Origin of the sequence: Pseudomonas mosselii (assembly GCF_005796105.1) — a bacterium.
Taxonomy (GTDB): domain Bacteria; phylum Pseudomonadota; class Gammaproteobacteria; order Pseudomonadales; family Pseudomonadaceae; genus Aquipseudomonas; species Aquipseudomonas mosselii_C.
Map to the genome: position 1 here is coordinate 254,074 of NZ_VAUO01000005.1, position 24,938 is coordinate 279,011.

Consider the following 24,938-nt stretch of genomic DNA (forward strand, 5'->3'; position numbering starts at 1 on the left):
TTCGGGGTCTGTCATCCGGCACGGGGCTGGTATGACTCGCCTGAAGGTTGACCTTGAGGAAGGATAGTTTGTTCGATCGGGAAGAAGCAGCTGCGAGCTACAAGCTACAAGAAGAAGCGAGACCGCGCACGATCCGCTTTTTCTTGTAGCTTGAAGCTTGCAACTCAGATACGGAAGCTGCCGACCAGGTGTTTCAGGCGTCCGGCCTGTTGCTCCAGGTCTGAACAGGCGCTCAGGGTGGCTTGCAGGTTCTGCACGCCTTGCTGGTTGAGCAGGTTGATTTCGCTGATGTCCATGTTGATCGAATCGACCACGGCGGTCTGTTCCTCGGTGGCGGTTGCCACCGACTGGTTCATGCCGTCTATCTCGCCGATACGCTGGGTCACGCTGCCCAGTCGTTCGCCGGCCTGGTTGGCGATCTGCATGCTGTCTTGGCTGTGGCGCTGGCTTTGACCCATGGTGTCGACCGATTCGCGTGCACCGACCTGCAATTCTTCGATCATGCTCTGCACTTGCTGCGCCGACTCCTGGGTGCGGTGGGCCAGGTTGCGCACTTCGTCGGCCACCACCGCGAACCCACGCCCGGCCTCACCGGCACGCGCGGCCTCAATCGCGGCGTTGAGCGCGAGCAGGTTGGTCTGCTGGGAGATGCTGGTAATCACCTCAAGGATCTGACCGATATTCACGGTCTTGCCATTGAGGGTCTCGATATGCCCGCTGGAGGTGACGATCAAATCCGACAGGCGGTTCATCGCCTCGATATTGCGTTGCACTACCTGCTGGCCTTCTTCAGCTAGCAGACGGGCAGAGCTGGCATGCTGCGAGGCCTGGGCTGCGTTGCCGGCAATTTCCTGGGCCGCAGCCCCCAACTGGTTGATGGCAGCGGCGACGCTGTTGGTGCGGTTGGACTGCTCGTCGGAGTTGCTCATCGAAGAGTTCGAGGCGCTGATCACCCGCTGGGCCACTTCGTTGACCTGCTCGGTGGCCGAGGACACTTCGCGGATCGAACCATGGATACGCTCGACGAAGCGGTTGAAGGCCGTGCCCAAGGTGCCGAATTCATCCTGGGTGTGGATATCCAGGCGGCGGGTCAGGTCGCCTTCGCCCTCGGCGATGTTCTCCATGGCCCGGGTCATGGTGTGCAGCGGTTGCAGCAGCACGCGAATTAGTAGGCCGAGCAGTACGAGGATGATCACCACCGCCACCAAAGTGGCGATCACCGCCGAGGTGCGCAGGGCCGTGAGCATGCTGAACGCCTTGTCTTTGTCCACCGACAGGCCGATGTACCAGTTGGCCGAGGGCAGCCCTTTGACCGGGGTGAAGGTGACCAGGCGTGGCTGGCCGTCGACTTCGACTTCGGTCAAGTTGCCGGACAGTTTCGGGGTGTTTTGCGGGAACAGGTCCGGCAGTGACTTCATCACCAGGTTCTGGTCCGGGTGTACCAGGATCTTGCCTTGGTCGTTGACTAGGAAGGCGTAGCCCATACCGCCGAAGTTCAGCGAGTTGACGATCTGCGCCAGGCCGTCCAGGGCCAGGTCGCCGCCGACCACACCGACCGAACGCGAGGCGGTGCTGATGATCGAGATCACCATTTTGTTGGTGGCCATGTCGATATACGGCTCGGTGAGCATCGGGCCGTTGGCGTTCAGGCCGTCCTTGTACCACGGGCGTACGCGCGGGTCGTAGCCGTCGGGCATCTTGGTGTCAGGGCGGACGGTGAAGGTGCCATCAGGCTGGCCCAGGTAGATGGTCAGAAAGCTTGAGGTCAAGGCGTTCTGGTTCAACTGGGCGCCAATGTTCTGTGGGTTTTGCGCCAGGTTCTGGGCGACGCTCTCGACCAGCTTGATGCGCCCTTCGAAGAGGTTGCGAATGTTGGTGGCGGTCGAGTCGCCCATTTCGGCGAGGTAGTTCTCCAGGTTGGCGCGAATCGCATTACGCTGAAGGTAGTCGTTGTATAGGGTGAACAGGCTAAAGGCCAATATCACGATCAGTGAGGCGGCCAGAAGGATCTTGTGGCTGAAACGAAGGCTTTTATTCATGACGTGATCGCGTCCGCTAAGGTTTTTTATCGGGTCGTTCGCACAAACAGGGGGTAATAATCCGTGCAACAGCTCCCGCCGATCCTTTACGGGTATTTACCGAATTCAGGAATTAATCATTACTAACTATCGGCCGTCGTAGGGCAGAACTTGAGCGGAACGAGGTAATGTCATGTCAGAAAATTCAGAAATGATTGTAGGTATGTGCTCAGACGGCCAGCCCGCTGTCCAGCGCCTGCGCTTGGCCAACCGTCACGGCCTGGTGGCGGGGGCCACCGGCACAGGCAAGACCGTCACGTTGCAGCATTTGGCCGAGCAGTTCAGCGATGCGGGTGTGGCGGTGTTTGCTGCCGACGTCAAAGGCGACTTGTGCGGTCTGGGCGTCGCTGGAGCGCCCCAGGGTAAGGTGGCCGAGCGAATCGCCAGCATGCCGTGGCTGACGCATCGGCCGCAGGCTTACCCATTGGTGTTGTGGGATATCGCCGGGCTGTCCGGGCACCCCTTGCGCACCACGTTGAGCGAAATGGGGCCGCTGCTTTTGGGCAATTTGCTGGAACTCACCGACAGCCAGCAGGCGGCGCTGTATGCCGCATTCAAGGTGGCCGACCGCGAAGGGTTGTTGCTGCTCGACCTCAAGGACCTCAAGGCCCTGCTCGCGCACCTCAAGGACAATCCGCAACTGTTGGGCGAGGACAGCGCGCTGATGACCAGCGCTTCGACCCAGGCTCTTCTGCGGCGCTTGGCCACGCTGGAGCAGCAGGGCGCCGAAGCGCTGTTCGGCGAACCGGCCCTGCAACTTGAAGACCTGCTGCAGCCGGCCAGTGATGGGCGTGGGCGGATCCATCTGCTCGACGCCAGTCGCCTGGTGCACGAGGCCCCTAAGGTCTATGCGACCTTCTTGCTGTGGCTGTTGGCTGAGCTGTTCGAGCAGTTGCCTGAGCGCGGTGACGCCGATAAGCCGGTGCTGGCGCTGTTCTTCGACGAGGCCCACTTATTGTTCAACGGCACGCCGAAGGCGTTGCAGGACCGGCTGGAGCAGGTGGTCCGGTTGATTCGCTCCAAGGGGGTAGGGGTGTATTTCGTCACCCAATCGCCCGGTGATCTGCCTGATGCGGTACTGGCGCAACTGGGCTTGCGCGTTCAGCACGGATTGCGCGCATTCACCGCCAAGGAGCAGAAATCGCTGCGCGCAGTGGCCGATGGTTTTCGTCCCAACCCGGCGTTCGACAGCCTGGCGGTGCTGACTGAGCTGGGGATCGGCGAAGCGCTGGTCGGCACGCTGGAAGACAAGGGGACGCCGGCGATGGTCCAGCGGGTGCTGATTGCGCCCCCGCAGTCGCGGATTGGGCCGTTGAGCGCCACCGAACGCAGCGCTTTGATTGGCGCATCGCCCTTGGCGGGGCGCTATGACAAACCCATTGACCGTGAGTCGGCTTATGAAATGCTTACCCAGCGCAAGGGTGAGCCGGTAGAGCCCGCGCCACAGCCCAAGGCTGAGGAGGATAGCTTTGCCGATAAGGCAGGGGAGTTTTTGCAAAGTGCGGCAGGGCAGGCGATCAAGTCGGCGGTACGCCAGGCGGCCAATCAGTTGGGGCGCCAGTTGGTGCGTGGGCTGATGGGGTCGTTGTTGGGGGGGAGGAAAAAGTAGGCTGTACCTAATGCCAGTCTGTTAAGTCAATTGGGGCTGCTCTGCAACCCCAATTGACCCGCATCAACTGAGCGACTGTACTCAGCCGATCGCCTTGGACGCCAGCCAGAACAGGCCAGCCGCCAGACCCATCGAGGCCGGCAGGGTCAGTACCCAGGCCAACAGGATGGTCTTCACCGTACCGCCTTGCAGGCCGCTCTTGTTGGCGACCATGGTGCCAGCCACACCCGAAGACAGTACGTGGGTGGTGGACACGGGCAGGCTGAACACGTTGGCCATGCCGATGGCGCAGGCGGCGGTGATCTGCGCCGACATACCTTGGGCATAGGTCATGCCTTGCTTGCCGATCTTCTCGCCAACGGTCAGTACCACGCGCTTCCAGCCGACCATGGTGCCCAGGCCCAAGGCCAGGGCAACGGCCACGATTACCCAGAACGGGGCGTATTCGGTGGTGGCGGTGAGGTCTTTGCGCAGCTTCTCGAGGTCAGCCTTTTCACGCGCTTCCAGGCCAGGCAGCTTACCGACTTTCTTGGCGGTGTCGTCCAGGCACAGCAGGTAGCGGCGAACTTCGACGCGCTTGTCGGCGCTCAGGTCGCGGTAGTCGGTCACGCCTTGCAGCGACGATTGCAGCGCAGCGATGGTCGGCTCGGTCTGCTGCGGGTTGCAGCTGAACTGCTCCGGCAAATCGGTCGGCGCAGCCTTGCCCAGTGCCAGGAACTCGCCGAGGGTGGCGGCGTTGCGCTGGTAGAACTGGCTCATGTGCAAGGTGGCGTCGCGGGTTCGTTCGATCTGGTAAGTAGTGCTGTTCAGGTCCAGCACGAACTTGGCCGGCACGATACCGATCAGCACCAGCATGATCAGGCCGATACCTTTCTGGCCGTCGTTGGAACCGTGCACGAAGCTCACGCCCATGGCCGAAATCACCAGGACCAGGCGGTTCCAGAACGGCGGGTGCTTCTTGTCGTCGAGCTTGCGGCGCTGGTCTGGCGTCTTGTGCATCTTCGACAGTGGGCGCCACCATTTCAGGGCGATCAGCACCAGCGCGGCGACGGCGAAACCGGCCATCGGCGAGACCACCAGCGACATGGCGATGTCGATCGCCTTCTGCCAGTTGACGCCATCGCCCAGTGGGATGTCGTTGATCAGGGCATTGGCCAGGCCCACCCCGAGGATCGAGCCGATCAGGGTATGCGAGCTGGAGGCCGGGATGCCGAAGTACCAGGTGCCGAGGTTCCAGGTGATGGCCGCGGCCAGCAGCGAGAAGACCATGGCCAGGCCGTGCCCGGTGTTCACATTGATCAGCAGTTCGACTGGCAGCAGGTGGACGATGGCATAGGCCACCCCGACACCGCCGAGCAGGACACCGAGGAAATTGAACACGCCGGAGAAGAACACGGCCAGGTGCGGTGGCATGGCTTTGGTATAGATGACAGTGGCTACCGCGTTGGCGGTGTCATGAAAGCCATTGATGAACTCGAATGCGAGCACGAAGGTTAGAGCGAGCATCAGGCTCACGACAACCCAGGCATCCAGTCCGCTGAATAAATCGATCATGAAGGGTTTTCTGGCGGTCTTAGGGGGGCGAGATTATGCCAGAAAACCATGGCAATCGATGCACCTGCCGCAGACCGATGGCTGCTCGATGAGGTGCGCAGGAGGGCGCGTCGGTGCCGGGCGATGCGCTCAAAATGTCGATAAAAATCTATAAAATGCAGCTAAATCAAGGATTTATTGCGGTTTTTGCAGGATTGACGGAATTCAAACGAATGTATGAAATTTGTGTAATTCCATTTCATCCGCACGGTTAAAGGAACCAGAGAGGTCCGCGCCAACGGCCCCAGGGTCGATGGCACGGTGATGTCGGGCTGCTTCAATCGCCGTCCTGGCGCAGTTCCTTTTCCATCTTCTCGAGTTCTTGGGCGAACGCCTGGTCGTGAACCGTCGCTCGCTTGCGCCAGGGCTTACGCTCTGGATCGGGTTGTGCGGCATAGGTGGTGACTTCACCACCGTAAACTTCCTTGTAACGTTCAGCCTGGCGCTCGAGTTCTGCGCGCAGTTCTTCTTTCGTCACAGTAATACCTGAACAGGTTGTTGTTGATAACTGGCGTAGGTGCACCGCGTCGGTGTGCCGATAGACGCCAGGACAGATTACTCATCGTTGCGCCAACAGGCGCTGGACATTCGGGCGCGGGCCGTGCCGCGATGAATCAGGGTTGATTGCCGCCAGGCCAGTGGTGTGCCTGGGGCAAACAGCGTGTGCGATTATAACAATGGCCGCGTCGAAGGCCATGCGCTTGAAACCATCAAACTGCGCGCCGGTGAAGTTGTACGGGCCCGATACGTTGAAAGAGTCGGTGGGGCACGCACAAGTTCAAACTGCGGGATCGAAAGTTACAGTTGCGAAGATGCAAATGAAAACGGCCTCGCGGTTGGGCGAGGCCGTTGCCTGGGACTTCTACGGTGGGTACCTGACCAGTCTCTCCAAAGAAGCCACATGTGGCAGAGGAAAGGTATAAGTAAAAGTGTCGGCGGTCAATTGCGATTATCGGCCGTTCGTTCGATAATCGCACAAGTGACCCGATTTCTTGAGGCGTGCCCATGAACGAAGAAACCACTGGCCCAATGGCGAACGAGCCGGTGCGCAGCACCAGTCTTGCGTTGGCCCCGCCGATCGTGGCATCGCCGGCCAAGCGCATCCAGGCGTTTACCGGTGACCCGGATTTCATGACTTCCCTGGCCCGGGGCCTGGCGGTGATTCAGGCCTTCCAGGAGCGCAAACGCCACCTGACCATCGCCCAGATCAGCCACCGCACCGAGATCCCTCGGGCTGCCGTGCGTCGCTGCCTGCACACGCTGATCAAGTTGGGTTACGCCACCACCGATGGCCGCACCTATTCGCTGCTGCCCAAGGTGCTGACCCTGGGGCACGCCTACCTATCGTCCACGCCACTGGCGGTGTCGGCGCAGCCTTACCTGGACCGCATCAGCGACCAACTGCACGAAGCTGCCAACATGGCCACCCTCGAAGGCGACGACATCCTTTATATAGCCCGTTCGGCCACGGTCGAGCGGCTGATATCGGTTGACCTGTCGGTAGGCGGGCGCTTGCCGGCCTATTGCACGTCCATGGGCCGCATCCTGCTGGCAGCGCTGGACGACGCGAGCTTGCACGAGTACCTGGAGCGCGCTGACCTCAAGGCGCGTACCAGTCGTACCTTGCACGATCACGCATCGTTGTTCGCCTGCATCCAGCAGGTCCGCGAGCAGGGCTGGTGCGTGGTGGACCAGGAGCTGGAGCAGGGGCTGCGCTCGATTGCCGTGCCGATCTACGATGCCTCCGGGCAGGTACTGGCAGCCTTGAACGTCAGCACTCACGTTGGCCGGGTCAGCCGCACCGAATTGGAGCAGCGCTTCTTGCCGATCCTTTTGGCGGCCAGCCGCGACCTCTGCCATCAGTTGTTTGGCTGATCGCATTGATTATTGTCTTGCCACATTTTTAGAAATGGGCCCAATCCCTGTGTGAGATTACCCAGCCCTTTGGGCTGCGCTGTCGCGCAGAAAACTGATTTCGTAAGCGCGCCGCGTACCTTGTGGGAGCGGCTTTAGCCGCGAACACCGGCAAGGCCGGTGCCACCCACCGCGTAGACCGCTTCGCGGTGGCCCGGCACTCAGGAAAACCTACAGGTCCGCGCAACGCCCGAATCCCCCGTTGCCCTGCACCGAAATCGAACGCCGCGCAGCATTGCTGTTCGATAAACGCACAATCTCGTTTGCAACGAATTGCACAGCCTCGGTCTGCTGATTAATGTCTTGTCACGTGTCGGCTTTGCCGACCCGACAATAACAACAGGCCACCCAAGGGCTTCTCGATGAGCACACATCATTCGCTGTCGCGGCCGCACCCGCGAACAGTCGCGCTGCACGACGGCTGAGCGACGGCCAAGCATTCCTGATCACTTCTCGTTTCTGCGTGTCGGTAGCACGCAGTTGCCTGCCTGTGCCCTTCATCCGGATAACAACAATGAACAAACCGCAATCCACTGTCGGTAATTACCTCGACGTCCAGTCATTGATCAACGACCAACCGCTTTCCCGCTACCAGTGGCGGGTGGTGATCCTGTGTTTCCTGATCGTTTTCCTCGATGGCCTGGATACCGCTGCCATGGGCTTCATCGCGCCGGCGTTGTCCCAGGAGTGGGGTATCGATCGCGCAAGTCTGGGCCCGGTGATGAGCGCCGCGCTGATCGGCATGGTGTTCGGCGCCTTGGGCTCGGGGCCGCTGGCTGACCGTTTCGGACGCAAAGGCGTGTTGGTGGGCGCGGTGCTGGTGTTTGGCGGTTTCAGCCTGGCATCGGCGTACGCCAGCAACGTTGACCAGTTGCTGGTGTTGCGCTTTCTGACCGGCCTGGGGTTGGGTGCGGGTATGCCCAATGCCACCACCTTGCTTTCCGAATACACCCCTGAGCGCCTGAAGTCGCTGCTGGTGACCAGCATGTTCTGCGGCTTTAACCTGGGCATGGCTGGCGGTGGCTTCATTTCGGCCAAGTTGATTCCGGCCTATGGCTGGCACAGCCTGCTGGTGATCGGCGGTGTGCTGCCGTTGCTGCTGGCGGTGGTACTGCTGGTCTGGCTGCCGGAATCGGCGCGCTTTCTGGTGGTGCGTAACCGCGGTACCGACAAAGTGCGCAAGACCCTGGCGCCGATCGCTCCAGCGCTGGTGGCGCAGGCTTCGGGTTTCTGTGTACCCGAGCAAAAGGCGGTGGCAACGCGCAACGTGTTCGCGGTGATTTTCTCGGGCACCTATGGCGTGGGCACCTTGCTGCTGTGGCTGACGTACTTCATGGGGCTGGTGATCGTCTATTTGCTGACCAGCTGGCTGCCGACCTTGATGCGCGACAGTGGCGCGAGCATGGAGCAAGCTGCGTTCATCGGCGCGCTGTTCCAGTTTGGCGGCGTGCTCAGTGCGGTGGCAGTGGGCTGGGCGATGGACCGCTTCAGCCCACACAAAGTCATTGGCGTGTTCTACCTGCTGGCTGGGGTGTTCGCCTACGCGGTAGGCCAGAGCCTGGGCAACATCACCCTGCTGGCAACCTTGGTGCTGGTCGCAGGGATGTGCGTCAACGGCGCGCAATCGGCCATGCCTTCGCTGGCGGCACGTTTCTATCCCACCCAGGGCCGCGCCACCGGTGTGTCGTGGATGCTCGGCATCGGACGCTTCGGTGCGATCCTCGGGGCCTGGAGCGGGGCGACTCTGCTGGGCCTCGGCTGGAACTTCGAGCAGGTGTTGACCGCGCTGCTGGTGCCGGCTGCGCTGGCTGCGGTCGGGGTTGTGGTCAAGGGGCTGGTCAGTCACGCCGACGCGACCTGACCCTGCGGGAGGGTGGTTAACAGGGTAACAAATGGTTCGATAATCGCACAAAAGTGCGATTATCGGATTGTCGGAGTCCCGCCAGCCTCCTTAATCTGAACGCATCGCAGCGACGCATCGGCCCGCTGCTCATCGACCCGACTCGTTCTGACCAGGAGTCTCCAATGGCAGCAATTCTCTCGCTTCACGAGGCTGTGAAGCAGTTCATCCAGGATGGCGACTGCGTCGCTCTCGAAGGCTTCACGCACTTGATCCCGACCGCAGCCGGCCACGAGATCATCCGCCAGGACAAGCGCGACCTCACGCTGGTGCGCATGACCCCGGACCTGATCTACGACCAACTGATCGGTGCTGGCTGCGCGAGCAAGCTGATCTTCTCTTGGGGCGGCAACCCTGGCGTGGGCTCGCTGCATCGCCTGCGCGATGCGGTCGAGAAACACTGGCCGCATGCCATCGAGATCGAAGAACACAGCCACGCCGACCTCGCCAACGCCTATGTGGCTGGCGCCTCGGGCCTGCCATTCGCGGTGCTGCGCGCCTATGCAGGTTCCGACCTGCCCAAGGTCAACCCGCTGATCAAGAGCGTCACCTGCCCGTTCACCGGCGAGGTGCTCGCGGCAGTGCCGTCGGTGCGCCCGGACGTGACCGTGATCCACGCGCAGAAAGCCGACCGCAAGGGCAACGTGCTGCTGTGGGGCATCCTGGGCGTGCAGAAGGAAGCGGCCCTGGCGGCCAAGCGCTGCATCGTCACCGTCGAGGAAATCGTCGATGACCTGAACGCGCCAATGAATGCCTGCGTGTTGCCGACCTGGGCCCTGAGCGCGGTGTGCCTGGTGCCTGGTGGTGCTCACCCCTCGTACGCCCATGGATACTACGAGCGTGACAACCGCTTCTACCAGGCCTGGGACCCGATCGCCCGCAACCGCGAGACGTTCAGCGCCTGGATCGATACCTACATCCGTGGCACCCAAGACTTCACCGAATTCCAGGCCAAGCTGGCCAGCACCGCGGAGGCCGCGCAATGAGCTACTCCACTTCCGAAATGATGACCGTCGCGGCGGCCCGTCGCTTGCGCAATGGCGCTGTGTGCTTCGTCGGTATCGGACTGCCGTCCAAGGCTGCCAACCTGGCGCGCCTGACGTCCTCGCCCGACGTGGTGCTGATCTACGAGTCCGGCCCGATTGGCGCCAAGCCGAGCGTGTTGCCGCTGTCGATCGGTGACGGCGAGCTTGCCGAGACCGCCGATACCGTGGTGCCTACCGGCGAGATCTTCCGTTATTGGTTGCAGGGTGGACGTATCGATGTCGGCTTCCTTGGCGCTGCCCAGGTCGACCGCTTCGGCAACATCAACACCACCGTGGTGGGCGACTACTTCGCACCGAAAACCCGCTTGCCCGGTGCCGGTGGCGCGCCTGAGATCGCCGGTTCCGCCAAGCAAGTGCTGATCATCCTCAAGCAGTCGCCGCGTGCGTTCGTCGACAAACTCGACTTCATCACCTCGGTTGGCCACGGCGAGGGCGGCGATTCGCGCAAGCGCCTGGGCCTGCCGGGCGATGGGCCGGTCGGCATCATCACCGACCTGTGCATCATGGAGCCGGAAGCCGACACCCACGAGTTCGTGGTGACCTCGATTCACCCTGGCGTGACCCGTGAGCAGATCATTAACGCCACCGGCTGGGCGATACGCTTTGCCGATGACGTGCAAGAAACCACTGCCCCGAGCGATGTCGAGCTGACCGCCTTGCGCGACCTCGAAGCCCGCACCGCCGCTGCCCATGGGCAAGTGGCAGGAGAAGCCTGATGCGTGACGTATTCATCTGCGATGCCATCCGTACACCGATTGGCCGCTTTGGCGGTGCGCTGGCCGGCGTGCGCGCCGACGATCTGGCGGCGGTGCCGCTCAAGGCGCTGATCGAACGTAACCCAGGCGTGCAATGGGCGCAGCTCGACGAGGTGTTCTTCGGCTGCGCCAACCAGGCTGGCGAAGACAACCGCAACGTCGCGCGCATGGCGCTGCTGCTGGCCGGCCTGCCCGAGAGCATTCCCGGGGTGACCCTCAACCGCCTGTGCGCCTCGGGCATGGATGCCATCGGCACGGCCTTTCGCGCCATCGCCAGCGGCGAGATGGAGTTGGCCATTGCCGGCGGCGTCGAGTCGATGTCGCGCGCGCCGTTCGTCATGGGCAAGGCCGAAAGCGGCTATTCGCGCAACATGAAGCTCGAAGACACGACCATCGGCTGGCGTTTCATCAACCCCCTGATGAAAGCCCAGTACGGCGTGGACTCGATGCCCGAGACCGCTGACAACGTCGCCGACGACTATCAGGTCTCGCGCGCCGACCAGGACGCTTTCGCCCTGCGCAGCCAGCAGAAGGCTGCCGCTGCACAGGCTGCGGGGTTCTTCGCCGAGGAAATCGTGCCGGTGCGTATCGCCCACAAGAAAGGCGAGACCGTCGTTGAGCGTGACGAACACCTACGCGCAGATACGACCCTGGAGGCGCTGAGCAAACTCAAGCCGGTCAATGGCTCTGACAAGACCGTCACCGCTGGCAATGCCTCGGGCGTCAACGACGGTGCCGCCGCGCTGATCTTGGCATCGGCCGAAGCGGTGAAGCTGCACGGCCTGACCCCGCGTGCCCGCGTGCTGGGCATGGCCAGTGCCGGTGTGGCGCCTCGGGTGATGGGCATCGGCCCGGTCCCGGCGGTGCGCAAGCTGACCGAGCGCCTGGGCGTTGCGGTGAGCGACTTCGACGTGATCGAACTCAATGAAGCCTTCGCCAGCCAGGGCCTGGCGGTACTGCGCGAGCTGGGGGTAGCTGACGATGCGCCGCAAGTGAACCCCAACGGCGGCGCCATCGCGCTTGGCCATCCGCTGGGCATGAGTGGGGCGCGCCTGGTACTGACGGCGCTGCACCAGTTGGAGAAGAGCGGTGGGCGTAAAGGCCTGGCGACCATGTGCGTGGGCGTTGGCCAAGGCTTGGCGCTGGCCATCGAACGGGTTTGACCCGTATCGGCCTCATCGCGTGCAAGGCGCACTGATGCGCCTTGCACGCGATGAGGCCGGACTCGTTAGACCCAAGGCTAATGGCCAGCCCCCAAGCGGAACGAGTGTGTTACTAGGTATGTCTAGACTTACCTAGTACCCTCCAGGAGCAACCCCCATGACTTCAAGCTATTACACCGGCGAAGAACGCAGCAAACGCATCTTCGCCATCGTCGGTGCCTCATCGGGCAACCTGGTGGAATGGTTCGACTTCTATGTCTATGCCTTCTGCGCGATTTACTTCGCCCCGGCGTTCTTCCCCTCAGACGATCCCACCGTGCAGTTGCTCAATACCGCTGGGGTGTTCGCCGCAGGTTTCCTGATGCGGCCCATCGGCGGCTGGATTTTCGGCCGTCTGGCCGACCGTCATGGGCGTAAGAATTCCCTGATGATCTCGGTGCTGATGATGTGCTTCGGCTCCCTGATGATCGCCTGTCTGCCGACCTATTCGAGCATCGGCACCCTGGCCCCGGTGCTGCTGTTGCTGGCGCGGCTGATCCAGGGGTTGTCGGTGGGTGGCGAGTACGGCACCACCGCCACCTACATGAGTGAAGTGGCGCTTCGTGGCCAGCGCGGTTTCTTCGCTTCGTTCCAGTACGTCACCCTGATCGGCGGCCAGTTGCTGGCAGTGCTGGTGGTGGTGATCCTGCAGCAATTGCTGAGTGAAGAGGAGCTGCGCGCGTGGGGCTGGCGCATCCCGTTCGTGGTCGGCGCCATCGCGGCGCTGATCTCGCTGATGCTGCGCCGCTCGCTGCACGAGACCAGCAGCGCCGAAACCCGCCAGGACAAAGAGGCCGGGTCCATCAAGGGGTTGTTCCGCAACCACGCAGCGGCGTTCGTTACCGTGCTGGGGTACACCGCTGGCGGCTCGTTGATCTTCTACACCTTCACCACCTACATGCAGAAGTACCTGGTGAACACTGCTGGGATGAACGCCAAGAGCGCCAGTTTCGTGATGACCGGGGCGCTGTTCCTGTTCATGATCTTGCAGCCGGTGTTCGGCATGCTCTCCGACCGGATCGGCCGACGTAACTCGATGCTGCTGTTCGGCGCGCTGGGCACGCTTTTCACCGTACCGTTGCTGATGGCGCTGAAGACCGTTAGCAGCCCGTTCATGGCCTTCTTGCTGGTCAGCCTGGCGCTGTGCATCGTCAGCTTCTACACCTCGATCAGCGGCCTGGTGAAGGCGGAGATGTTCCCGCCGCAGGTGCGTGCGCTGGGGGTGGGTCTGGCCTATGCGGTGGCCAACGCGGCCTTCGGCGGTTCGGCCGAGTACGTGGCCCTGGGCTTGAAGACCCTGGGCATGGAGAACACCTTCTACTGGTACGTGACGGCCATGATGGCCATCGCCTTCCTGTTCAGCCTGCGCCTGCCGAAACAGGCCGAGTACCTGCACCATGACCATTAAGGACGTTGCATGAGCAACCAACTGTTCGACGCCTACTTCACCGCGCCCGCCATGCGCGAGGTGTTCTGCGACCGTGGCCGGCTACAGGGCATGCTCGACTTCGAAGCAGCCCTGGCCCGCGCCGAAGCGGCCGCAGGGCTGGTGCCGCAAAGTGCCGTGGCGGCCATCGAGGCGGGGTGCAAGGCCGAGCGCTACGATACCCGTGCCCTGGCCGAGGCCATCGCCACGGCGGGCAACTCGGCGATCCCGCTGGTCAAGGCGCTGGGCAAGGTGATCGCCAGCGGCGTGCCCGAGGCCGAACGCTACGTGCACCTGGGCGCCACCAGCCAGGACGCCATGGACACTGGGCTGATCCTGCAACTGCGCGATGCTTTGGGGCTGATTGAGGGCGCCCTGGCCAAGCTGGCCGATACCCTCGCGCGCCAAGCCTTGCTGCACGCCGACACGCCACTGGTGGGGCGCACCTGGCTGCAGCATGCCACCCCCGTTACCTTGGGAATGAAGCTGGCCGGTGTGCTGGGCGCGCTGACCCGTCATCGCCAGCGCCTCAGCGAGTTGCGCCCGCGCCTGCTGGTGCTGCAGTTCGGCGGTGCTTCCGGCAGCCTTGCGGCGTTAGGCAGCAAGGCGCTGCCGGTAGCCGAGGCGTTGGCCGAGCAGCTCAAGCTCAAGCTGCCCGAGCAACCCTGGCACACCCAGCGTGACCGGTTGGTGGAATTCGCCTCGGTGCTGGGCTTGATCGCCGGCAGCCTAGGCAAGTTCGGCCGCGATGTCAGCTTGCTGATGCAAACCGAGGCCGGCGAGCTGTTCGAGCCGTCGGCACCGGGCAAGGGCGGCTCCTCGACCATGCCGCACAAGCGCAACCCAGTGGGGGCGGCGGTGTTGATCGGCGCCGCCACCCGTGTGCCTGGGCTGATCTCGACGCTGTTCGCGGCCATGCCCCAAGAGCATGAGCGCAGCCTGGGCCTGTGGCATGCCGAATGGGAGACCTTGCCGGAGATCTGCTGTCTGGTGTCCGGCGCGTTGCAACAGGCGCAGCAGATTGCCGAGGGCATGGAGGTGGACGCTGCGCGCATGCGCCGCAACCTCGATCTGACCCAAGGCCTGGTGCTGGCCGAAGCGGTCAGTATCGTGCTGGCCCAGCGTCTGGGGCGTGATCGTGCGCACCACCTGCTGGAGCAATGTTGCCAGCGCGCGGTGGCTGAACAACGCCATTTGCGCGCGGTGTTGGGCGATGACGCGCAGGTCAGCGCAGAACTCAGTGCCGAAGAACTCGACCGCTTGCTCGACCCCGCTCATTACCTCGGTCAGGCCCGCGTCTGGGTGGCGCGGGCCGTGTCTGAACATCAACGTTTGACTGCCTGAAGGAGACCGCTGTGGCGCTTTTGCAATTGGCCGATGGCGTATTGAACTACCAAATAGATGGCCCGGCCGATGCGCAGGTACTGGTGCTTTCCAATTCCCTGGGCACCGACCTGGGCATGTGGGACGCGCAGATTCCCGCCTGGAGCGAGCACTTTCGCGTGCTGCGCTATGACACCCGTGGGCATGGTGGCTCGCAGGTCAGCGAAGGCCCTTACAGCATCGAACAGCTGGGCCGCGATGTCCTGGCGCTGCTTGATGCGCTGGATATCGCGCATGCGCACTTCGTTGGTCTGTCGATGGGTGGCCTGATCGGCCAGTGGCTGGGGATCAACGCCGGTGATCGTCTGCACAGCCTGACGCTGTGCAACACCGCCGCGAAGATCGCCAACGACGAGGTGTGGAACACCCGTATCGACACTGTGCTCAAGGGCGGCCAGCAGGCCATGCGCGACCTACGCGATGCCTCTATCGCTCGCTGGTTCACCCCGGCTTTCGCACAGCAGCAGCCGACTGAGGCCCAGCGCATCTGCCAGATGCTCGCACAAACCAGCGCGCAAGGTTACGCGGCCAACTGCGCCGCGGTGCGTGATGCCGATTATCGCACGCAGATCGCGCGCATCCAGGTGCCGACCTTGATCGTGGCGGGGACCGAGGATGTGGTGACCACGCCCGAACATGCGCGTTTCATGCAGAGCGCCATCGTCAATGCCACATATGCCGAATTCCCGGCAGCGCACCTGTCCAACGTCGAGGTCGGCGAGGCGTTCACCGCCCGCGTGCTCGATTTCCTGCTGGCCCGCTGAGGATTGCCCGATGGATGAGAAACAACGTTACGACGCAGGCATGCAGGTACGCCGCGCGGTGCTTGGCGATGCCCATGTAGACCGGAGCCTGGAGAAGCTCAACGATTTCAATGGCGAGTTCCAGGAGATGATCACCCGGCATGCTTGGGGTGATATCTGGACCCGTCCGGGGCTGCCACGCCACACCCGTAGCCTGATCACCATCGCCATGCTGATCGGCATGAACCGCAACGATGAACTCAGGCTGCATTTGCGCGCCGCGGCCAACAACGGCGTAACCCGCGACGAGATCAAGGAAGTGCTGATGCAGAGCGCGATCTATTGCGGCATCCCGGCCGCCAATGCCACCTTCCACATGGCCGAGGCCGTCTGGGATGAGCTGGGGGTCGAGTCGCGTCAGCAGGTCACCTGATCGAATCAAACGCCGGACCTGTGTAGGCGATCCCCCAGCCCTTTGGGCTGCGCTGTCGCGCAAAGAACTGGTCGTGTAGGTGCTCCCACAAGATAGTGCAATGCCTGAATCCAGCGTTACCCCTGTAGGAGCGGCCTTGTGCCGCGAAAGGAGGGCGCAGCCCTCCCGGCGATCGTGCATGTGACTGGAATCCTGGGGCCGCTACGCGCCCCGTTCGCGGCACCAGGCCGCTTCTACACATTGCCCGTATCAGGCTACACGACCGCCTTCTTCTGGCGCACCGCCACCGGGCCGGCATTCGCCTCCACGGCTTTCTTAAGCTCGCTGCACAGCCCGGCCATGAACGCCAGCTCCGCCACCACGAACAATGGCCCGATGATCAACCCGCTGAGATCATCGACGAAGGCGGGCTTGCGTCCTTCGTACCAGTGCCCGACGAACTGGATGATCCAGCCGACCACGAACGCGCCCAGCCCTGCACTCAGCCACACCCCGGTGGCCTGCACCGCCAGCGCCTGACCGGCCCACAGGCACAGGCCCAGCAGTAATCCCATCAGCACGCCGAAACGCAGGTCCAGGCGCAGGTAGAACCACACCGACCAACCCGCCAGCAGCAGCGCCGGTGACAACCAGATACCCGCGACTTCCCAGCCGGGACGCGACAGCAGGATACTCACCGCCAGCACGATCAGCGGGATGCCGACGAAATGCGTGGCGATGTTGCGTGGATCGCGGTGGTAGGCCGCATATTGACTCAGGTGCTCGACGAGGTTTTTCATTGTTGTTCCTCCATCAGGGGTAGCCCAGCGTGCCCCGTCCTGTCGTCGTCGTCTGTCGCCTGGCCGACAGAGTGCGTTTGCGAGGTGTCATGCACGAGCTGCGTTCCCAACTGCTGCACGGCCAGTGGTTTCGGCAATTACCCGACCCGGTTCAGGATAGCCTGCTCGCCTTGGCGCGGGTGCGGGAGCTGGCGGCGGGGCAGTGCCTGTTCCAGCGCGGCGACGTGCCTTGCGGGCTGTATGCGGTGCTGGCTGGCGCCATGCGCGTAGGGGCGGTCAGCAGCGAAGGTAAGGAGGCGTTGTTGACCTTGGTCGAGGCGCCGCACTGGTTCGGTGAAATCAGCCTGTTCGACGGCCAGCCGCGAACCCATGACGCGTTTGCCGAGGGCCCGACGCGACTGCTGTGGATTCCCCAGGCGGCATTGCTGAACTGGCTGGAGCGACAGCCGCAACACTGGCGTGAACTGGCCCTGCTGATGAGCCACAAGCTGCGCTGGGTGTTCGTCGCCTTGGAACAGCAGAGCCTGCTGGGCGCCGCGCCGCGGGTGGCGCATCGATTGCTGCAGATTGCCGAAGGCTATGGCGAGCGTGATGTCGCGCAGTGGCGCTTGCAGTTGTCCCAGGAGCAACTGGCGCTGATGCTGTCGTTGTCGCGCCAGACCATCAACCAGATACTCAGGAGCTTCGAGCAGTCCGGCGTGCTGCGCCTGGGCTACGGTGAGGTGGAGATTGTCGATGCGCAACGTCTGCGCGCGCTGGCTCAGCATCCAGGCTGACCAGCGTATCGATCATCGCCCGGGCTGCCGGTGACAGCCGGTAGCCGCTGCGGCTGACGATCCCGCAACGCACGCTCAGCACTTCCAGCCCCGGTGGCAGGTTGCGCCAATGCAGGCGCACCAGCCTACCGCCTGCCAGGTCATCGGCCACAGCCTCCTCGCTGGCGCTGCCGATGGCGTCGCTGGCCAGCACCACGCTGCGCAGCACGGCCAGGTGCTCGGTTTGCAGGTGCGGGGTGAAGTCGTCGCGCCCGCTGAGGTTGGCCAGGCGCTTGCGCACGCCGGGGGCGAGCAGGGAGCACGCCAAGGGGTAGTTGAACAGGTCGTTGGTCGACAGGCTTTCCTTGGCCAGCAGCGGATGCTCGGGGCGGCAGAAGAACAAGCCGGGGCGCGGGCTGAGCGGTTCGGTGTGGAAGTTAGGGTCAGCCTCGAAGGGGCGGATGTCGTCGACGAAGAATTCGATCTGCTCGCGGCGCAACGCCTGGCCCAGGCGTTCGGCGTTATCCACCAGCAGCGCGCTACGGATGCCTGGGTGGCTGGCCATGAAGCGTTGCAGGGCCTCGGGCACCAGGCGCGCGGCCAGGGCCGGGCCGCTGCCAAAATGCAGCTCGCCGGCGTCAAGTTTGGTCATTTGCAGAACATCGTTGTTCAACTGCGCGGCGCCTTGTACCAGGCGGCGGGCGTGTTGCAGGACCACCTGGCCTTCGGGGGTTGGTGGCAGGGCCTTGTTGCCGCGATCGACCAAGGTGCAGCCGAGGGTGTGTTCGAGGCTTTGGATAGCCCGGCTGAAGGCCGGCTGGGTGATGCCCATGGCTTCGGCGGCGCGGACGAAACTGCGGTATTCAGTGAGGGCGATGAAGTAGCGCAGTTGGCGGAGGTCCATGCTCGGGCTCTGGTACGAGGGGCAGGACTCGGTTTTAGCTTTTGTTACATATAGCGTCAAAGAATGTTATTTGATTTATATATGTCTTTTTGTTCTTTTTGGGCTGCTGGCTTTTGCGCGGGCTAGCCCGCTCCCACAGGCTGATGCTGGGGGCGGGCTTGCCTGCGAATAGGCCGGGCCTGTTAAAGCAGGTTCAGCGGGTAACTCACGATCACCCGGTTCTCGTCGAACGCATTGGTGCTGTAGTCCCGGCGCATGGTCGAGTTGCGCCACTTCAGCGATAGGTCCTTGAACGTCCCTGACTGCACCACATAGGCCAGTTCGGTTTCGCGTGCCCATTCCTTGCCATCGTCCACCACGCTGGTGTGCACGTTGTCGCCTTTGATGTAGCGGTTCATCAGGGTCAGCCCCGGAATGCCGACGGTGGCGAAGTTGAAGTCGTGGCGGATCTGCCAGGAGCGTTCCTTGGCGTTGTCGAAACTTGAGTTGTAGCTGTCGTTGGCCAGGGTGCCGCCGCTGGTGCCGTTGACCCGCATCCAGGCGTCGTCGCCGCTGACCTTCTGTAAGCCGACATACAGCGTGTGGCCCTTGTAGCGCGCCGAGAGCAGGGCCGAGGCTGTGCGGTTGTCCAGCTCGCCTGCGCGTTCGCTGCCGTCTTCCTTGCCGATGAAGTAGCCAAGGTTCGCGCCCAGTGTCCAGTCGCCCAGCGGCTGGCTGTGTACCAGGTTCAGGTACTGCTGGCGGTAGATATCCTTGAGTTGGGCGTCCCACAGGCCAAGCATGGTGCGTTTGTCGTTGAAGGTGTATTCGCCGCCTGCGAAGTTGAAGCGGTCCGAAGTCACGGCGGCGCGGCCCTGCATGAACATGTCTTCCATGCTCGCGTCGTTGCGCGGCCTGTTGCCGCGGAACTGGCCGGCATACACCGTCAGGCCGTCGATCTCCTTCGAGGTGAGCTGGCCGCCGCGGAAGGTCTGCGGCAGCGAGCGGCCATCGTCCGAGCGCAGGATTGGCAGCACGGGCATCCATTCGCCGACCTTCAGTTCAGTCTGCGACAGGCGTGCCTTGAAGGCCACGCCCAAACGGCCGAAGTCGTCGGCAGGACGGCCATCGTCGTGCACCGGCAACAGTTGAGTGCCGGCAGTACCCTTGCCGCCATCGAGCTTGATCGAATACATCCCCAGTACATCGACGCCGAAGCCGACGGTGCCTTGGGTGAAGCCTGAACGGGCGTCGAGGATGAAGCTTTGGGTCCATTCTTCGGCCTTGCCTTGTGCGTTGGCCGGATCGACGAAATTGCGGTTGATGTAGAAGTTGCGCAGGTTGAGGTTGGCCTTGGCGTCCTCCAAAAAACCGCCGTCGGCGGCCAGGGCGGCCAGGGCGGGCAGGGCGCAGGACATGGCCAACAGGCCGGGCAGCAGCTGGCGTGCGGGGTGCAAAGTGCTCATCTGTCGTGAATCTCTTGTTTTTATTGGGCGAGCCGTGGCGTTGCGGGTGCGGACCACAGGGTCTGGGCGTCTTTTTGTAAGAGCGTGTGCAACGTTGCGAGGAGGATGGTGCGCGGCAGGGTGGGGGCGAGGCAATTCGTCGCAAACGGAAACGGGCGATTATCGAACGAAATGTTCCAGTTAGTTAATTCTGCACTTGTAGGAGCGGCCTTGTGTCGCGAAAGGGCTGCGCAGCGGCCCCAGGATTCCAGCCAAGGCACACATTGTCGGGGCCGCTTTGCGGCCCTTTCGCGACACAAGGCCGCTCCTACAGGGGAGGTGAACGACGGGTAACAAAAAGCCCACCGCGAGGGTGGGCTTTTTGCCGTAGCCAGATCGATCAGCCCTTGGGCTTGTCGATCGAGGCCTGCTGCTGGGTCTGCTCGTACCAGCCACCACCGAGGGCCTTGTACAGGTTGACCTCGCTGACCAACTGCGACAGGCGATCGCTGATCAGCGACTGCTGGGCGCTGAACAGGTTGCGCTGGGCATCGAGGAAGGTCAGGTTGCTGTCGATACCGATACGGTAGCGACGCTCGGCCAGGCGGTAGTAGTCCTGGTTGGCTTGCACCAGATCGCGCTGGGCCTGCAACTGCTCTTCGAACGTCTTGCGTGCGGCCAGGCCATCGGCGACTTCCTGGAAGGCGGTCTGGATGGTTTTTTCGTACTTGGCGACGTTGATGTCCTTCTGGATCTTCGAATAGTCCAGGCTCGCTTTCAGGCTGCCGGCGTTGAAGATCGGCAGGTTGATCTGCGGCTGGAACAGCCAGGTGCCCGAGCCGCCCTTGAACAGCCCGCCCATGGTCGGGCTCAGGGTGCCAGCATTGGCGGTCAGGCTGATGCTTGGGAAGAACGCTGCGCGGGCGGCGCCGATGTTGGCATTGGCGGCCTTGAGCAGGTGCTCGGCTTCCTGGATGTCCGGGCGGCGTTGCAGCAGCTCGGAGGGAAGGCCTGCCGGGACTTCAGCCAGCTGGTTGGCGTCCAGAGTCAGCGGTGCAGGCAGGTTGCCCACGCCGGTACCGACCAGCACGGTCAGGCTGTTGAGGTCCTGTGCGACCAGGCGCTGGTACTGCGACAGCTTGACCCGCGCGCCTTCGACGGCGGTGCGCGCCTGGCTCAGGTCCAACGCCGATGCCACGCCGACTTCGTTGCTGCGGCGGGTGAGGCTGTAGCTTTCTTCGTAGGTCTTCAGCGTTTCTTCGGTCAGCTTCAGCAGCGCCTGGTCAGCTTGCCAGGTGTAGTAGGCGTTGGCCACGCTGGCCACCAGGCTGATCTGCGTGGAGCGGCGTGCCTGTTCGCTGGACAGGTAGGTTTCCAGGGCTTGTTGCGTAAGGCTGCGCACACGGCCGAACAGGTCCAGTTCGTAGGCGCTGACGCCCAAGGTCGCGGAGTACTGGCTGGTGATATTGGCCTCGCCGGTCTGCGACATGTCGGCCGGGACACGCTGGCGGCTGCCGCTGCCAGTTGCCGACACTGCCGGGTACAGGTCGGCGCGCTGGATGCGGTACTGCGCGCGGTAGGCGTCGATGTTCAACGCCGCGACGCGCAAGTCTCGGTTGTTTTCCAACGAGGCCTGGATCAGTTGCTGCAGCGCCGGGTCGTGGAAGAACTGGCGCCAGCCTTGCTCGGCGGCTGCCACGTCGGCCGACTCGGTCGGCGAGTACGCAGGGCCTTGCGGCCACTGCACAGCTACCGGCGACTCGGGGGTCTGGTAGTCGGGAATCAGCGAACAGCCGCCGAGGATGAAGGCGGTGACCGCCAGGGACAACAAAGACTTGGTCATTGCCCAGCCTCATAACGTGGAGTTTCAGGGGTGGCGTGTTTGTCGTGTTCTTTTTTGCCGAACAGCGACGACACCGCGACGAAGAACAGAGGTACCCAGAAGATCGCAAGTACCGTGGCGCTGATCATGCCGCCGATCACACCGGTACCGATGGCGTGTTGGCTGCCGGCACCGGCGCCGCTGGCGATGGTCAACGGTACCACGCCGAGGATGAACGCCAGCGAGGTCATGATGATCGGACGCAGACGCATGCGGCACGCCTCGATGGCCGAATCGTACAGGCTGCGGCCTTGCTCGTGCAGTTCCTTGGCGAATTCGACGATCAGGATGGCGTTCTTCGCCGCCAGGCCGATGGTGGTCAGCAGGCCGACCAGGAAGTACACGTCGTTGGACAGCCCGCGCAGGCTGGTGGCCAGCAGCGCACCGATGATCCCCAGCGGTACTACCAGTACCACGGCGATCGGGATCGACCAGCTTTCGTACAGGGCTGCCAGGCAGAGGAACACGAACAGTACCGAGAGGGCGAACAGTGCCGGCATCTGCGAGCCGGAGAGTTTTTCCTCGTAGGACATGCCGGTCCAGGAGTAGCCGATGCCCGCTGGCAGTTGGCCGGCGATGCGCTCGACCTCGGCCATGGCTTCACCGGTACTGTAGCCAGGGGCTGGCGCACCGAGGATTTCCATCGCCTCGACGCCGTTGTAGCGCGACAGCTTCGGCGAGCCGTAGGTCCATTCACCCTTGGCGAACGAGGAGAATGGCACCATTTCACCGGCGCTGTTGCGCACGTACCACTTCTGCAGGTCTTCCGGGTTCATCCGCGCGTTGGGTTGCCCCTGGATGTACACCTTCTTGACCCTGCCACGGTCGATGAAGTCGTTGACGTAGCTGGCCCCCAGGGCAATCGACAGGGTGTTGTTGATGTCCGAGATGGTCACGCCCAGGGCGCTGGCACGCTCGTCATCGATGCTCAGCTGGTACTGCGGCTCATCGTTCAGGCCGTTCGGGCGCACGGCACTGAGGATCTTGCTCTGCGCGGCCATGCCCAGGAACTGGTTGCGCGCTTCCATCAACTTGGCGTGGCCGACACCGCCGCGATCCTGGAGGTACACGTCAAAGCCGGTGGCGTTACCCAGCTCCAGTACCGCAGGCGGGGCGAAGGCGAACACCATTGCGTCGCGGAAGCTGAAGAAGTGTTGCTGGGCGCGTTGTGCCAGGTTGAACACACTGTTCTCGGCGGAGCGCTCGCCCCATGGCTTGAGCATGATGAAGGCCATGCCCGAGCTTTGACCGCGACCGGCGAAGTTGAAACCGTTGACGGTAAATACCGACGACACGGTGTCGGCTTCGTCCTTGAGCAGGTATTCGCGCATCTGGTCGACCACCGCCTGGGTGCGCTCGGCACTGGAGCCGGCCGGAGTCTGCACCTGGGCGAACAGCACGCCTTGGTCTTCCTCGGGCAGGAACGCGGTAGGAATGCGCGCGAACAGCCAGATCATGCCGACCACGATCAGCGCATAGGCCAGCAGGAACGGCACCTTGTTGCGCAGAATGGTGCCGACGCTGCGCTCGTAGCCTTGCACGCTCTTGTCGAAGTTACGGTTGAACCAGCCGAAGAAACCACCCTTGGCGGTGTGGTGCTCGCCCTTTTTCAGGGGCTTGAGCATGGTGGCGCACAGTGCTGGGGTGAAGATCAGCGCAACCAGTACCGACAGGCCCATGGCTGAGACGATGGTGATCGAGAACTGACGGTAGATCACGCCGGTGGAGCCGCCGAAGAACGCCATCGGCAGCAATACCGCCGACAGCACTAGGGCGATACCCACCAGCGCCCCCTGGATCTGCTCCATGGAGCGCTTAGTCGCCTCCTTGGGCGGCAACCCCTCTTCGGACATCACCCGCTCGACGTTTTCCACCACGACGATGGCGTCGTCCACCAGCAGGCCGATCGCCAGGACCATCGCGAACATGGTCAAGGTGTTGATGCTGAAACCCGCTGCGGCCAGGATGCCGAAGGTGCCCAGCAGTACCACCGGCACGGTCATGGTGGTGATGATGGTGGCACGGAAGTTCTGCAGGAACAGGTACATCACCAGGAACACCAGCACCACGGCCTCGATCAGGGTGTGGATCACGCCGCTGATCGATTCGGTGACCACTGGGGTGGTGTCATACGGGAACACGGCCTTCACGCCTGGCGGGAAGAACGGCTCCAGGTCGCTGATGGTCTTGCGCAGCGCCTTGGCGGTATCCAGGGCGTTGGCGCCGGTCGCCAGCTTAACCGCCAGGCCCGAGGCCGGCTTGCCGTTGAACTGTGCGCTGACCGAATAGTTCTCACCACCCAGGCCGACCGTGGCAACGTCTTTGACGCGCACCTGCGATCCGTCGGCGTTGACCTTGAGCAGAATGTTGCCGAACTGTTCGGCGGTCTGCAGACGGGTCTTGCCGATGATGGTGGCGTTCAGTTGCGTGCCCGGCACTGCCGGCAGGCCGCCGAGCTGGCCGGAGGACACCTGCACGTTCTGCGCGGCCACGGCGGTCTTGACGTCGACCGGGGTCAGCTGGAACTTGTTCAGCTTGGCCGGATCGAGCCAGATACGCATGGCGTACTGGGCGCCGAACACCTGGAAATCACCGACCCCTGCGGTACGCGAGATCGGGTCCTGCATGTTCGAGACGATGTAGTTGGCCAGGTCGTCCTTGGTCATGCTGCCGTCTTCGGACACCAGGCCGATCACCAGCAGGAAGTTCTTCACCGCCTTGGTGACGCGGATACCCTGCTGCTGCACTTCTTGCGGCAGCAGCGGGGTGGCCAGGTTGAGCTTGTTCTGCACCTGCACCTGCGCGGTGTCCGCGTTGGTGCCCTGCTCGAAGGTGGCGGTGATGGTCATGCTGCCGTCGGAGTTACTTTCGGACGACACATAACGCAGGTTGTCGATGCCGTTGAGCTGCTGCTCGATGACCTGTACCACGGTGTCCTGCACCGTTTGCGCCGAGGCGCCGGGGTAGGTCACGGCGATGGCGATGGCCGGCGGCGCGATGCTGGGGTACTGGTTGATCGGCAGCTTCAGGATCGACAGGGCGCCGACCAGCATGATCACCAAGGCGATCACCCAAGCGAAGATCGGGCGATCGATAAAGAACTTCGACATGG

Annotated in this window: 19 protein-coding genes and 1 pseudogene; 11 read left to right on the forward strand and 9 right to left on the reverse strand. The window is 63.0% G+C overall.

Going from position 1 to position 24,938, the window contains the following annotated elements:
* Nucleotides 1-164: 164 nt before the first annotated feature.
* Nucleotides 165-929: a methyl-accepting chemotaxis protein gene (locus FEM01_RS24780; RefSeq protein ID WP_416781538.1), complete on the reverse strand. Its 765-nt coding sequence runs from the start codon at nucleotides 927-929 to the stop codon at nucleotides 165-167.
* Between the two features lie 93 nt (nucleotides 930-1,022).
* A pseudogene (locus FEM01_RS24785) lies at nucleotides 1,023-2,039 on the reverse strand (HAMP domain-containing protein); the annotation flags it as partial.
* Nucleotides 2,040-2,211: 172 nt separating this feature from the next.
* Here FEM01_RS24785 and FEM01_RS13455 point away from each other — a divergent pair.
* Nucleotides 2,212-3,687, forward strand: a complete 1,476-nt coding sequence (locus FEM01_RS13455) for a helicase HerA-like domain-containing protein (protein ID WP_138219974.1) — start codon at nucleotides 2,212-2,214, stop codon at nucleotides 3,685-3,687.
* An 81-nt stretch (nucleotides 3,688-3,768) separates the two neighbouring features.
* On the opposite strand, the gene FEM01_RS13460 is transcribed toward FEM01_RS13455, so the two are convergent.
* Together FEM01_RS13460 and FEM01_RS13465 are read right to left on the reverse strand one after the other, a co-directional pair.
* Nucleotides 3,769-5,241, reverse strand: a complete 1,473-nt coding sequence (locus FEM01_RS13460) for an inorganic phosphate transporter (RefSeq protein WP_138219975.1) — start codon at nucleotides 5,239-5,241, stop codon at nucleotides 3,769-3,771.
* A gap of 316 nt (nucleotides 5,242-5,557) precedes the next feature.
* A complete protein-coding gene (locus tag FEM01_RS13465; RefSeq protein ID WP_138219976.1) occupies nucleotides 5,558-5,758 on the reverse strand; it encodes a hypothetical protein in 201 nt (66 codons plus the stop codon).
* A gap of 527 nt (nucleotides 5,759-6,285) precedes the next feature.
* Between FEM01_RS13465 and pcaR the strand changes: the two genes are divergently transcribed.
* The 9 genes from pcaR (at nucleotide 6,286) to pcaC (ending at nucleotide 16,082) form a co-directional block, all read left to right on the forward strand.
* Nucleotides 6,286-7,155: a pca regulon transcriptional regulator PcaR gene (gene pcaR, locus FEM01_RS13470; protein WP_205884549.1), complete on the forward strand. Its 870-nt coding sequence runs from the start codon at nucleotides 6,286-6,288 to the stop codon at nucleotides 7,153-7,155.
* Nucleotides 7,156-7,708: 553 nt separating this feature from the next.
* Entirely contained in the window at nucleotides 7,709-9,055 is a 1,347-nt protein-coding gene (locus tag FEM01_RS13475) for an MFS transporter (RefSeq protein ID WP_138219977.1), read from the forward strand.
* Between the two features lie 164 nt (nucleotides 9,056-9,219).
* A complete protein-coding gene (locus FEM01_RS13480) occupies nucleotides 9,220-10,080 on the forward strand; it encodes a CoA transferase subunit A (RefSeq protein ID WP_138219978.1) in 861 nt (286 codons plus the stop codon).
* Nucleotides 10,077-10,856 (forward strand): CoA-transferase subunit beta, encoded by a 780-nt coding sequence (locus tag FEM01_RS13485; RefSeq protein WP_138219979.1) that lies wholly within the window; start codon nucleotides 10,077-10,079, stop codon nucleotides 10,854-10,856. The genes FEM01_RS13480 and FEM01_RS13485 overlap by 4 nt, the downstream gene beginning before the upstream one ends.
* Nucleotides 10,853-12,058, forward strand: a complete 1,206-nt coding sequence (pcaF, locus tag FEM01_RS13490) for a 3-oxoadipyl-CoA thiolase (RefSeq protein ID WP_171030961.1) — start codon at nucleotides 10,853-10,855, stop codon at nucleotides 12,056-12,058. Before FEM01_RS13485 ends, pcaF begins: the two co-directional genes overlap by 4 nt.
* Before the next feature lie 157 nt (nucleotides 12,059-12,215).
* Nucleotides 12,216-13,505: an MFS family transporter gene (locus FEM01_RS13495; RefSeq protein ID WP_138219981.1), complete on the forward strand. Its 1,290-nt coding sequence runs from the start codon at nucleotides 12,216-12,218 to the stop codon at nucleotides 13,503-13,505.
* Between the two features lie 9 nt (nucleotides 13,506-13,514).
* Entirely contained in the window at nucleotides 13,515-14,867 is a 1,353-nt protein-coding gene (locus FEM01_RS13500) for a 3-carboxy-cis,cis-muconate cycloisomerase (protein WP_138219982.1), read from the forward strand.
* 11 nt (nucleotides 14,868-14,878) lie between these two features.
* Complete coding sequence (pcaD, locus tag FEM01_RS13505) at nucleotides 14,879-15,670, forward strand: 3-oxoadipate enol-lactonase (protein ID WP_138219983.1); 792 nt, start codon at nucleotides 14,879-14,881, stop codon at nucleotides 15,668-15,670.
* Between the two features lie 10 nt (nucleotides 15,671-15,680).
* On the forward strand, nucleotides 15,681-16,082 hold the full coding sequence (gene pcaC, locus FEM01_RS13510; protein WP_138219984.1) for a 4-carboxymuconolactone decarboxylase: 402 nt from the start codon (nucleotides 15,681-15,683) through the stop codon (nucleotides 16,080-16,082).
* 254 nt (nucleotides 16,083-16,336) lie between these two features.
* On the opposite strand, the gene FEM01_RS13515 is transcribed toward pcaC, so the two are convergent.
* Nucleotides 16,337-16,861, reverse strand: a complete 525-nt coding sequence (locus tag FEM01_RS13515; protein WP_138219985.1) for a DUF962 domain-containing protein — start codon at nucleotides 16,859-16,861, stop codon at nucleotides 16,337-16,339.
* Between the two features lie 89 nt (nucleotides 16,862-16,950).
* Between FEM01_RS13515 and FEM01_RS13520 the strand changes: the two genes are divergently transcribed.
* On the forward strand, nucleotides 16,951-17,637 hold the full coding sequence (locus FEM01_RS13520) for a Crp/Fnr family transcriptional regulator (protein ID WP_138219986.1): 687 nt from the start codon (nucleotides 16,951-16,953) through the stop codon (nucleotides 17,635-17,637).
* On the opposite strand, the gene FEM01_RS13525 is transcribed toward FEM01_RS13520, so the two are convergent.
* From FEM01_RS13525 to ttgB, 4 genes are all read right to left on the reverse strand, one after another.
* Nucleotides 17,537-18,520, reverse strand: coding sequence for a LysR family transcriptional regulator (locus FEM01_RS13525; protein ID WP_138219987.1), 984 nt, complete (start codon nucleotides 18,518-18,520; stop codon nucleotides 17,537-17,539). The two genes, FEM01_RS13520 and FEM01_RS13525, sit on opposite strands and share 101 nt — an antisense overlap.
* A 182-nt stretch (nucleotides 18,521-18,702) precedes the next feature.
* Nucleotides 18,703-19,965: an OprD family porin gene (locus FEM01_RS13530; RefSeq protein ID WP_138219988.1), complete on the reverse strand. Its 1,263-nt coding sequence runs from the start codon at nucleotides 19,963-19,965 to the stop codon at nucleotides 18,703-18,705.
* 379 nt (nucleotides 19,966-20,344) lie between these two features.
* Nucleotides 20,345-21,787: an AdeC/AdeK/OprM family multidrug efflux complex outer membrane factor gene (locus FEM01_RS13535; protein WP_138219989.1), complete on the reverse strand. Its 1,443-nt coding sequence runs from the start codon at nucleotides 21,785-21,787 to the stop codon at nucleotides 20,345-20,347.
* On the reverse strand, nucleotides 21,784-24,936 hold the full coding sequence (gene ttgB / locus FEM01_RS13540; protein ID WP_138219990.1) for a multidrug efflux RND transporter permease subunit TtgB: 3,153 nt from the start codon (nucleotides 24,934-24,936) through the stop codon (nucleotides 21,784-21,786). The genes FEM01_RS13535 and ttgB overlap by 4 nt, the downstream gene beginning before the upstream one ends.
* Nucleotides 24,937-24,938 lie beyond the last annotated feature (2 nt).